This window comes from Streptomyces sp. NPDC056161 (assembly GCF_042268025.1).
Classification (GTDB): Bacteria; Actinomycetota; Actinomycetes; order Streptomycetales; family Streptomycetaceae; genus Streptomyces.
Genome location: NZ_JBHJUV010000003.1, coordinates 336,958 through 348,503 on the forward strand (window position 1 = coordinate 336,958; position 11,546 = coordinate 348,503).

An 11,546-nucleotide genomic window follows, 5' to 3' on the forward strand; every position below is an offset into this window, starting at 1 on the left:
GCGGAGCCGGGAGCCTGGGGGAGCGACCGGTCACGACGGTCACGACGGGCCCGCGGCTGACGTACCGGACCTCCTGCGGAGCGCCTACGGAGCGCCTACGGACCTCCTGTGGAGCGCCTACGCGCCGCAGGATCGCAGGAACGCCCGGGTCCGCTGGGCGATCGGCAGCGGCCGGTCGGGCTCGCAGGGGTACATGTCCTGCTCGACGATCGCGAACAGGTCGACGTCCAGCTTCCCGGCCGCCTCCAGGACCGGCCCGAGCGCGGGCACACCGGCCGGGGGCTCGACCATCACGCCCTTGGCGACCGCGGGCCCGAAGGGGATCTCGTTCGCCCGGACCTCGGCCAGGATCTCCGGGTCCACCTGCTTGAGGTGGAGGTAGCCGATCCGCTCGCCGTAGGTCTCGATCAGCTTGACGCTGTCCCCGCCGCAGTAGGCGTAGTGCCCGGTGTCCAGGCAGAGCGACACCAGGGAGGAGTCGGTGCCGTCGAGGAAGCGGACGACGTTCTCCTCGCTGTCGATGTGGGTGTCGGCGTGCGGGTGGACGACGATCTCCAGGCCGTAGCGCTCGCGCACCTCCCGGCCCAGCCGCTCGGTCTGCGAGGTGAGATTGCGCCACTGCTCGGGCGTGAGCGTGTCCGGCTCCAGCACCTCGCCGGTCTTGTCGTCGCGCCAGAAGGACGGGATGACGACCAGGTGCCGGGCGCCCATGGCCTGGGTGAGGGCCGCGATGTCGGAGACGTGCGCCCAGGTCTTGTCCCACACCGCCGTGCCGTGGTGCAGGCCGGTGAAGACGGTGCCCGCCGACACCTTCAGGCCGCGCCGGGCGGTCTCCTCGGCGAGGACGGCGGGATCGGACGGCAGGTACCCGTACGGGCCCAGCTCGATCCACTCGTACCCGGCCTGGGCGACCTCGTCGAGGAAGCGCTGCCAGGGCACCTGCTGGGGATCGTCCGGGAACCACACGCCCCAGGAGTCGGGCGCCGATCCGACACGGATGCGGGACAGGCCGGGCACGGGAGACTGAGGTGGCGATGACGTCATGGCCGCCAGCGTGCGGCGCGCGGAGGAGACGTGTCAAGCTCTAGTCCGAATGTCTGGACAAAGTATTGACAGGGCTCCCCGAACGGGACTACAAACCGGGGGTGAGCCACGTGCCGAGGAAGGGAAGCCGATGGCGTACGACCTGATCACCATGGGGCGGATCGGGGTGGATCTGTATCCGTTGCAGACCGGAGTGCCGCTCGCCCAGGTGACGTCCTTCGGCAAGTTCCTCGGCGGATCGGCGACGAACGTCGCGGTCGCCGCGGCCCGCCTCGGCCGGAGCACCGCCGTGATCACCCGCACCGGCGACGACGCCTTCGGCGCCTACCTGCACGAGGCCCTGCGCGGCTTCGGCGTCGACGACCGCTGGGTGACCCCGGTCCCCGGCCTGCCGACCCCGGTCACCTTCTGCGAGGTCTTCCCGCCGGACGACTTCCCGCTCTACTTCTACCGGCAGCCCAAGGCGCCCGACCTGGAGATCGACGCCGACGAACTGGACCTCCGGGCCGTGCGCGACGCCCGTATCTTCTGGGTCACCGGCACCGGCCTGAGCGAGGAGCCCAGCCGCACGGCGACCCTGCGCGCCCTCGCCCACCGCGACCGCTCCGGCACGACGGTCTTCGACCTCGACTGGCGCCCCATGTTCTGGTCCGACCCGGACGCGGCCCGCCCCTTCTACGCCGAGGCGCTGCGGCACACCACCGTCGCCGTCGGCAACCTCGACGAGGTGGAGGTCGCCACCGGCGTCCGCGAGCCGCACGCCGCCGCCCAGGCGCTCCTGGCCGCCGGTGTCGAGATCGCCGTGGTCAAGCAGGGCCCCAAGGGTGTCCTCGCGGTCAGCCGGAGCGGCGAGTCCGCCGAGGTGCCGCCGCTGCCGGTCGACGTCCTCAACGGACTCGGCGCGGGGGACGCCTTCGGCGGCTCCCTCTGCCACGGCCTGCTGGCCGGCTGGGACCTGGAGACGATCATGCGGCACGCCAACGCGGCCGGCGCCATCGTCGCCTCCCGCCTGGAGTGCTCCTCAGCGATGCCCACCTCCGACGAGGTGGACGCCGCCCTCGCGGCCGGAGCGGTGCTGTGACCGCCACCGCCGGGACCACCGGCACCCGCGAGGCCACCACCGCCACGACCACCGGCACGACCACCGGCACCCTCCGGGACGGCGGGCGCCCGAGCGTGGACGTCTCCGCGCTGGTGCGCACCCGCACCCAGCATCCCGAGGAAGTCGCCGAGGCCGCGGCCCGCCGCCCGCGCCGCGCGCTGCTGGGCGACAGCGGCCGGCTGATGATCGTCGCCGCCGACCACCCGGCCCGCGGCGCCCTCGGCATCGGCGGCCGCAAGCTCGCCATGGCCAACCGCGCCGACCTGCTGGAGCGGCTGTGCCTCGCGCTGTCCCGCCCCGGCGTGGACGGCGTCCTCGCCACCGCCGACATCCTCGACGACCTGCTGCTGCTCGGCGCCCTCGACAACAAGATCGTCATGGGTTCCATGAACCGCGGCGGCCTCCAGGGCGCCGCCTTCGAACTCGACGACCGCTTCACCGGCCACCGCCCCGAGGACATCGAGCGCCTCGGTTTCGACGCGGGCAAACTGCTGCTGCGCATCGACTACTCCGACCCCGGCTCGCTGACCACCCTGGAGTCCACCGCCCGCGCCATCGACGCGATGGCCGAGCGCCGGCTGCCGGTGTTCGTCGAGCCCTTCATCAGCCGCCGCACCCCCGAGGGACGGGTGAAGAACGACCTGTCCGCCGAGGCCGTCACCCGCTCCATAGCCATCGCCTCGGGCCTCGGCGGCACCTCCGCCTACACCTGGCTGAAGGTCCCCGTCACCGAACACCCCGACGACATGGCCGAGGTCATGGCGACCTCCACGCTGCCCGCCGTGCTGCTCGGCGGCGAGATCGGTGACACCCCCGAGGACCAGGAGGCGGCGTACGAGAAGTGGCGCGGCGCGCTCCGGCTCCCCACCGTGCGGGGTCTGGTGGTCGGCCGGTCGCTGCTGTATCCGGCGGACGGGGACGTGGCCGCCGCCGTGGACACCGCCGTCGGACTGCTGTGAGGGCCGCATGACCAGCAACGACCTGTACCTCCCGCAGGGGTCGACCGCAGGTGACCAGTACGCGCTCGACGTCGGCCCCGAACGGGCCGCCCTGACGCACAGCAGCCTGCGCGTCGTCGAACTGTCCCCCGGTGCCACCCATATGTTCACCTCCGGGGACAGCGAATGGATCGTGCTTCCGCTCAGCGGCGCCTGTACCGTGCGGGTGGAGGACGAGGAATTCCAAATCCGCGGCAGGGAGAGCGTGTTCGCCTCCGCCTCGGACTTCGTGTACGCGCCCCGGGACGCCCGGGTCCAGATCGCCTCCGGCGCGGGAGGCCGCTTCGCCCTGGCAGGAGCGAAGTGCGAGCGACGACTCCCCGCCCGCTACGGCCCCGCGCCGGAGGTCCCCGTCGAACACCGCGGCAGCGGCACCAGCGCCCGTCTGGTGCGCAACTTCGCCTCCGCCGACGCGTTCGACTGCGACAAGCTGATCGCCGTGGAGGTCATCACCCCCGGCGGCAACTGGTCCTCGTACCCGCCGCACAAGCACGACGAGCACCGGCCGGGCGAGGAGTCCGAGCTGGAGGAGATCTACTACTTCGAGATCGACGGTCCGCACGGTCTCGGCTACCAGCGGGTGTTCCCCTCCCGCGCGGGCGGGGCCGACGTCCTCGCCGAGGTCCGTTCCGGTGACGTCGTCCTCGTACCCGACGGATGGCACGGCCCCGCCATCGCCCAGCCCGGCCACGACATGTACTACCTCAACGTCATGGCGGGACCGGGCGCGAAGCGGGAGTGGCGGATCTGCTTCCACCCAGACCACGTAGAGAGCACAGGGGGGTACCGATGACCGCGGCGACCTCAACAACCGCAACGACCGCAACGACACGGCTCACCGTCGCGCAGGCGCTCGTCCGCTTCCTGTCCGCCCAGTACACGGAGCGGGACGGCGAACGGCAGCGGCTGATCGGCGCGACCTGGGGCATCTTCGGCCACGGCAACGTCGCCGGGATCGGGCAGGCGCTCGTCGAGTACGCCGACGTCATGCCCTACCACCAGGGCCGCAACGAGCAGTCCATGGTGCACGCGGCGGTCGGCTACGCACGCCAGTCGGGCCGGCTGTCCACGCACGCGGTGACGACGTCCATCGGCCCCGGCGCCACCAACCTGGTCACCGGTGCCGCGCTGGCCACCATCAACCACCTCCCGGTCCTGCTGCTGCCCGGCGACGTGTTCGCGGCCCGCCCCGCCGACCCGGTGCTCCAGCAGCTCGAAGTCCCCTACGCGGGCGACCTGTCGGTCAACGACAGCCTGCGCCCGGTCTCCCGGTACTTCGACCGGATCAACCGGCCGGAGGCGCTGATCCCGGCCGCGTTGCAGGCCATGCGGGTCCTCACCGACCCCGTCGAGACCGGCGCCGTCACCCTCGCCCTGCCGCAGGACGTGCAGGCCGAGGCGTACGACTGGCCCGAGGAGTTCTTCGCCGAACGGGTGTGGACCGTGCGCCGGCCGCAGGCCGACCCGGTCGAACTCGCCGCCGCCGTGGAGGCGGTCCGCGCGGCCCGGCGGCCCCTCGTCGTCGCGGGCGGCGGCGTCCACCACAGCCGCGCCGAGGAAGCGCTGGCCGAGTTCGCCGCGGCCACCCGTATCCCGGTCGCGTCCACCCAGGCCGGCAAGGGCTCGCTCCGCCACGACCACCCGCAGGACGTCGGCGGCATCGGCCACACCGGCACGGCGACCGCCGACGAACTGGGCCGCACCGCCGACCTGGTGATCGGCGTCGGCACCCGCTACACCGACTTCACCACCGCCTCCGGCACCCTGTTCGACAACCCGGACGTGCGCTTCCTCAACCTGAACATCGCGGCCTTCGACGGCCACAAGCTCGCCGGGCTGCCGCTCGTCGCCGACGCCCGGGACGCGCTGCGCGCGCTGACCGCGGCGCTGACCGAGGACGGAAGGCGGGTGGCCGACTCGTACGTCGCCGAGTACGCCGACGACAAGGAACGCTGGGAACAGCGCGTCGACGCCTGCTACGAGGCCGACGAGCCGGACGTCCGGCCCACCCAGTCGCAGATCCTCGGCGCGCTCGACGCGATCGTCGACGAGAGCGACATCATCATCAACGCGGCCGGATCGCTCCCCGGCGACCTGCACAAGCTGTGGCGGGCCCGGTCCCGGGACCAGTACCACCTGGAGTACGGCTACTCCTGCATGGGCTACGAGATCCCCGCCGCCATCGGGGTGAAGCTGGCCGCACCCGACCGCCCGGTGTGGGCACTGGTCGGCGACGGGACGTATCTGATGATGCCGACCGAGATCGTCACCGCGGTGCAGGAGGGCGTCGCCATCAAGCTGCTGCTGGTGCAGAACCACGGCTACGCGTCCATCGGCGGGCTCTCGGAGTCGGTGGGCGGCGAACGGTTCGGCACCGCCTACCGGTACCCGGCCGCGGACGGCACCCACACCGGCGCCCCGCTCCCCGTCGACCTGGCCGCCAACGCCGCCAGCCTCGGCATGCGGGTGCTGCGCGCCAAGACCGTGGCGGACCTGCGCACCGCGCTCGCCGAGGCGCGGGCCGCCGACACTCCCACATGTGTCTACGTGGAGACCGAAACGGCCGACACTGTGTCGGGCCCGCCTCCCGCGCAAGCCTGGTGGGATGTACCTGTGGCCGAGACCGCCACCCGCCCCTCCGCGGTCAAGGCACGTGAGCAGTACGAACGGAACGTGGCGACCCGACGCCGCCATCTCTGAAGGAGTAACCCGGCCATGACGAAGATCGTCAACCACTGGATCGGCGGCAAGGCCGTCGACGGCGCCTCGGGGACGTACGGGCCGGTCACCGACCCGGCCACCGGGGCGGTCACCACCAAGGTCGCGTTCGCGACCACCGACGAGGTGGACGCGGCCGTCGCCGCGGCCAAGGACGCGTTCGCGACCTGGGGCCAGTCCTCGCTGGCCAAGCGCACGGAGATCCTCTTCCGCTTCCGCGCGCTGCTGGACGCCCACCGCGACGAGATCGCCGCGCTGATCACCGCCGAGCACGGCAAGGTGCACTCCGACGCGCTCGGCGAGGTCGCCCGCGGCCTGGAGGTCGTCGACCTCGCGTGCGGCATCAACGTGCAGCTCAAGGGCGAACTGTCCACCCAGGTCGCCACCCGGGTGGACGTGGCGGGCATCCGCCAGCCGCTGGGCGTCGTCGCGGGCATCACGCCGTTCAACTTCCCGGCGATGGTCCCGATGTGGATGTTCCCGATCGCCATCGCGTGCGGCAACACGTTCGTGCTGAAGCCGTCCGAGAAGGACCCGTCGGCGTCCGTCCGGATCGCCGAGCTGCTGGCCGAGGCCGGCCTGCCGGACGGCGTCTTCAACGTCGTGCACGGCGACAAGGTGGCCGTCGACCGCCTCCTGGAGCACCCGGACGTCAAGGCCGTCTCGTTCGTCGGCTCCACCCCGATCGCCCGCTACATCCACACCACGGCCTCCGCGAACGGCAAGCGCGTGCAGGCCCTCGGCGGCGCCAAGAACCACATGCTGGTCCTGCCGGACGCCGACCTGGACGCGGCGGCCGACGCGGCCGTCAGCGCCGCCTACGGCTCCGCGGGCGAGCGCTGCATGGCCATCTCCGCGGTCGTGGCCGTCGGCGCGATCGGCGACACGCTGGTCGAGAAGATCCGCGAGCGCGCCGAGAAGATCAAGATCGGTCCGGGCAACGACCCGACGAGCGAGATGGGCCCGCTGATCACCGCCGTGCACCGCGACAAGGTGGCCTCGTACGTGCGGGGTGCCGCCGCCGAGGGCGCGGAGGTCGTGCTCGACGGCACCGGGTACACCGTCGAGGGCTTCGAGGACGGCCACTGGATCGGCATCTCGCTGCTCGACAAGGTCCCGACCAGCGCGAAGGCGTACCAGGACGAGATCTTCGGCCCGGTGCTGTGCGTGCTGCGCGCCGACACCTACGAGGAGGGCCTGGCCCTCATCAACGCCTCGCCGTTCGGCAACGGCACCGCGATCTTCACCCGGGACGGCGGCGCCGCCCGCCGCTTCCAACTGGAGGTCGAGGCGGGCATGGTCGGCGTGAACGTGCCGATCCCGGTGCCGGTGGGCTACCACTCCTTCGGCGGCTGGAAGGACTCGCTCTTCGGCGACCACCACATCTACGGCAACGACGGCACGCACTTCTACACCCGCGGCAAGGTCGTCACCACCCGCTGGCCGGACCCGGCCGACGCCCCGGCGGGCGTGGACCTGGGCTTCCCGCGCAACCACTGACGGGATCACGCCGCTCCCGGTGACGGATCCCCGCCACTCCCCGGCGACGGGATCCCCGCCGCCGTTCCCGCCCGCCCGTACCGCGTTCGCGGTACGGGCGGGCGGTCGCGTACTCCCGGAGGAGGGGCGGTGCCTCAGACCGGTGGCTGCATCGGTTGTCGGTGGCTGCCCGTACCGTTGAGGGCATGGATCTTCGACTGCCGGGCCGGCGTGTGCTCCGGGGGGCGCGGCGGCTGTGGGCCGCCGCGGCCGTTCTCGTGGTGCTCGTCGGAGCCGGTACATGGACGGCCGTCGCCGCCGCGGACGACCCGCCCCGGGTGAGCCGGACCGACCGGGTCATGACCATGGCCGACGGCACCCGCATCGACACCTCCTACTTCACCTCGGCCGCCGCGGGCCGCCGCCCCGCCGTCCTGCTGGCGCACGGCTTCGGCGGCAGCAAGAACGACATGCGCACCGAGGCGCAGGACCTGGCCCGGGACGGGTACGCGGTCCTGACCTGGTCCGCGCGCGGCTTCGGCAGGTCGACCGGCCAGATCGGGCTGAACGACCCGACGCACGAGGTCTCCGACGTCTCCCGACTCGTCGACTGGCTGGCCGCACAGCCCCAGGTCCAGCTCGACAAGCCGGGCGACCCCCGCGTGGGCATGGCCGGCGGCTCCTACGGCGGCGCGATCTCCCTGCTCGCCGCCGGATACGACCACCGGGTGGACGCCATCGCGCCGGAGATCACGTACTGGAACCTGGCGGACGCCCTGTTCCCGAATGGCGTCTTCAAGAAGCTGTGGGCGGGCATCTTCTTCAACACCGGCGGCGGCTGCGCCAAGTTCGAGCCCGCCCTGTGCGCCATGTACGACCGGGTCGCCGAGTCGGGCCGACCGGACGACGCGGCCCGCGCCCTGCTGGAGCAGCGCTCCCCGTCCGCCGTCGCCGACCGGATCAAGGTGCCCACGCTCCTGGTCCAGGGCCAGCAGGACTCCCTCTTCACCCTCGCCCAGTCGGACGCCGCCGAAAAGGCGATCCGGGCGAACGGCGCCCCGGTCGACGTCGACTGGATCGCGGGCGGCCACGACGGCGGCGACATGGAGAGCGGCCGGGTGCAGGCCCGCGTCACGTCCTGGTTCGACCGCTACCTGAAGGGGGAGAAGGGCACCGACACCGGCCCGGCGTTCCGGATCACCCGCACCGGAGGCGTCGACTCCACCAACGGCACGACCCAACTGCGCGGCGCGAGCGCCGACCGCTACCCGGGCCTGGAAGCGGGCCGCCGGGAGATCGCGCTCAGCGGCGGTGCGCAGCGGGTGCAGAACCCGGCCGGGGCCAGCCCGCCGGGCGTCTCCGCCCTGCCCGGCCTCGGCGGGGGCGGCCTCGGCCAGCTGTCGGCCCTCGGTGTGGGCGTCTCCCTCGACTTCCCCGGCCAGTTCGCCGCGTTCGAGTCGGCGCCGGTCGCCGCCGACCTGCGGATCACCGGATCCCCGACGGCCACCGTCCACGTCACCTCGACCACCGACGACGCCGTCCTGTTCGCCAAGGTGTACGACGTCGGCCCCGACGGCACCCAGAAGGTGCTGCCCGAGCAACTGGTCACCCCGCTGCGCGTCACCGGCGCGCGGTCCGGCCAGGACGTCACGGTCACTCTCCCGGCGATCGACCACGACGTGCAGAAGGGCCACCGGCTCCGCCTGGTCCTCGCCTCCACGGACCTCGGCTACGCCTCACCCGCCGCCCCGGCGACGTACACCGTCTCCCTCAAGGGCGGCCTGAGCGTGCCCACGGCCCCGGGCGTGCGGACGGCGGCGGCGCCGCTGCCGTCCTGGGTGTGGTGGCTGCCGCCGGCCGCCGCCGTGCTGGCGCTGGCCCTGCTGCTGACCGCCCGCCGGCGCACGGCGGTCCCCGCGCCCGACCCCGCGCTGGCGGACGTCCCGCTCCAGATCACCGACCTGAGCAAGCGGTACGCGCGGTCGACCGACCGGTACGCGGTACGGGAGCTGTCCTTCCGCGTCGAGAAGGGCCAGGTGCTCGGTCTGCTCGGGCCGAACGGCGCGGGCAAGACGACGACCCTGCGCATGCTGATGGGTCTGATCACCCCCGACGGCGGCGAGATCCGCGTCTTCGGCCACGCGATCCGGCCCGGCGCGCCGGTGCTGTCACGGGTCGGTGCGTTCGTGGAGGGTGCGGGATTCCTGCCGCACCTGACCGGCCGCGAGAACCTGGAGCTGTACTGGCGGGCGACCGGCCGCCCCGCCGAGGACGCGCACCTGGACGAGGCCCTGGAGATCGCGGGCCTCGGCGAGGCCCTGGCCCGCGCGGTGCGCACCTACTCGCAGGGCATGCGCCAGCGGCTCGCCATCGCCCAGGCCATGCTCGGCCTGCCCGACCTGCTGATCCTCGACGAGCCGACCAACGGCCTCGACCCACCGCAGATCCGCGAGATGCGCGAGGTGATGATCCGTTACGCGGCGGCCGGCCGCACGGTGATCGTCTCCAGCCATCTCCTCGCGGAGGTCGAACAGTCCTGCACCCACCTGGTGGTGATGGACCGCGGCCGGCTGGTCCAGGCCGGCCCGGTGGGCGAGATCGTCGGCTCGGGCGGCACCCTGCTCGTCGGCCTGGCCGCGGACATCGCGGACCCGCTGGTCGACAAGGTGGCGGCACTGCCTGAGGTGGCGTCCGCGGTACGCACGGAGGGCGGCCTGCTGATCCACCTGACCCCGGCCCCCATCGCCCCGCCCACGACCGTCGGCCTGCTCGCGGATCCGGTCGCGGACCGGGCCGCGGACCTGTCCACGGGCGCGGTCGTGGCCGTGTCCACGGATCCGGCCATCGCCCGGTCCGCGGATCCGGCCTTGGTCCCGTCGGCGGATCCGGCTGTGGATCCGGCCCTGGTCCCGTCCACAGCTTCGGCCGTGGACCCGGCAGCGGGTCCGGGCGCGGGTCCGGGGGCGGGCCCGCCCGGGTATCCGACCGCCGGCCCGCTCACCGACCCGTCCGCTTCCGTCTCCGTCTCCGTCTCCGACCCCGATCCCGTCCCCGCCCCCGGCCGGGACTCCGCGGCGGTCGCCGCCAGGCTGCTGGTGGAGCTGGTCCGGCTCGAAGTGCCCGTCGCCTCGGTCGGGCCCCACCGCCGCCTGGAGGACGCCTTCCTCACCCTGATCGGAGGTTCCGCATGAGCACGCTCACCGAGCCCGTCGAGGTGGCTTCCGGCTACCGGCCGGGGCGCACGCTGCCGCTACGGGTGGAGCTGGTCCGGCAGTTGGGCCGCCGCCGCACGCTGATCATGGGCGGGATCCTCGCCGTCCTGCCCTTCGTCCTGGCCATCGCCTTCGCCGTCGGCGGCAACCCGGGCGGTCGCACCGGCCAGGTCACCCTCATGGACACGGCCACCGCCTCCGGCGCCAACTTCGCCGCGGTGAACCTGTTCGTGTCGGCGGGCTTCCTCCTGGTGATCCCGGTCGCCCTGTTCTGCGGGGACACGGTCGCCTCGGAGGCGAGCTGGTCCTCGCTGCGCTATCTGCTCGCCGCGCCCGTGCCGCGGGCCCGCCTGCTGTGGTCCAAACTTGCCGTGGGCCTCGGTCTGAGCCTGGCCGCGATGGTGCTGCTGCCGCTCGTGGCCCTCGCCGTGGGTACGGCCGTCTACGGCTGGGGCCCGCTGGAGATCCCCACCGGCGGCGCGCTGGACCCGGGCACGGCGGCGCAGCGCCTGGTGGTGGTCGTGGCGTACCTCTTCGTGTCCCAACTGGTCACCGCGGGGCTGGCGTTCTGGCTGTCCACGAAGACGGACGCGCCGCTGGGCGCGGTCGGCGGCGCGGTCGGCCTGACCATCGTCGGCAACGTCCTGGACGCCGTCACCGCGCTCGGCCACTGGCGCGACTTCCTGCCCGCGCACTGGCAGTTCGCCTGGGCGGACGCCGTCCAGCCGAACCCCGAGTGGTCCGGCATGATCCAGGGCACCGCGATCTCCATAACGTACGCGCTCGTGCTGTTCGCCCTGGCCTTCCGGGGTTTCGCCCGCAAGGACATCGTCTCCTAGTGCCTCGGCAGGCAACGTTTGCCCGTCAAGGAGCGGCGTTCGGTGCGTGCTCTCGGTGCGCCGGCCGGAAGTCCTCGTACTGGACGTACTTGGGCTTTCGGCCGGTGCGGCGAGAGTGCGTGCCGGGCGTCGCGACGGGGCGAACGTTGCCTGT

The 11,546-nt window shown here is 73.0% G+C and carries 8 protein-coding genes; 7 read left to right on the plus strand and 1 reads right to left on the minus strand.

The window, feature by feature from the left end; genetic code table 11:
* Positions 1-117: 117 nt before the first annotated feature.
* On the minus strand, positions 118-1,044 hold the full coding sequence (locus ACFC09_RS05195; RefSeq protein ID WP_376524086.1) for a sugar phosphate isomerase/epimerase family protein: 927 nt from the start codon (positions 1,042-1,044) through the stop codon (positions 118-120).
* Positions 1,045-1,174: 130 nt separating this feature from the next.
* Between ACFC09_RS05195 and iolC the strand changes: the two genes are divergently transcribed.
* The 7 genes from iolC to ACFC09_RS05230 all read left to right on the plus strand — a co-directional run bounded on the left by iolC (position 1,175) and on the right by ACFC09_RS05230 (position 11,392).
* Positions 1,175-2,125, plus strand: coding sequence for a 5-dehydro-2-deoxygluconokinase (iolC, locus tag ACFC09_RS05200; RefSeq protein WP_376524087.1), 951 nt, complete (start codon positions 1,175-1,177; stop codon positions 2,123-2,125).
* 95 nt (positions 2,126-2,220) lie between these two features.
* A complete protein-coding gene (locus ACFC09_RS05205) occupies positions 2,221-3,105 on the plus strand; it encodes a deoxyribose-phosphate aldolase (protein WP_376524126.1) in 885 nt (294 codons plus the stop codon).
* Positions 3,106-3,112: 7 nt separating this feature from the next.
* Positions 3,113-3,937 (plus strand): 5-deoxy-glucuronate isomerase, encoded by an 825-nt coding sequence (gene iolB / locus ACFC09_RS05210; RefSeq protein ID WP_376524089.1) that lies wholly within the window; start codon positions 3,113-3,115, stop codon positions 3,935-3,937.
* Positions 3,934-5,844: a 3D-(3,5/4)-trihydroxycyclohexane-1,2-dione acylhydrolase (decyclizing) gene (gene iolD, locus ACFC09_RS05215; protein WP_376524091.1), complete on the plus strand. Its 1,911-nt coding sequence runs from the start codon at positions 3,934-3,936 to the stop codon at positions 5,842-5,844. The genes iolB and iolD overlap by 4 nt, the downstream gene beginning before the upstream one ends.
* Positions 5,845-5,859: 15 nt before the next feature.
* Entirely contained in the window at positions 5,860-7,362 is a 1,503-nt protein-coding gene (gene mmsA, locus ACFC09_RS05220) for a CoA-acylating methylmalonate-semialdehyde dehydrogenase (RefSeq protein ID WP_376524093.1), read from the plus strand.
* Positions 7,363-7,547: 185 nt separating this feature from the next.
* Positions 7,548-10,532: a CocE/NonD family hydrolase gene (locus ACFC09_RS05225; protein WP_376524094.1), complete on the plus strand. Its 2,985-nt coding sequence runs from the start codon at positions 7,548-7,550 to the stop codon at positions 10,530-10,532.
* Complete coding sequence (locus ACFC09_RS05230) at positions 10,529-11,392, plus strand: ABC transporter permease (protein WP_376524096.1); 864 nt, start codon at positions 10,529-10,531, stop codon at positions 11,390-11,392. The genes ACFC09_RS05225 and ACFC09_RS05230 overlap by 4 nt, the downstream gene beginning before the upstream one ends.
* Positions 11,393-11,546 lie beyond the last annotated feature (154 nt).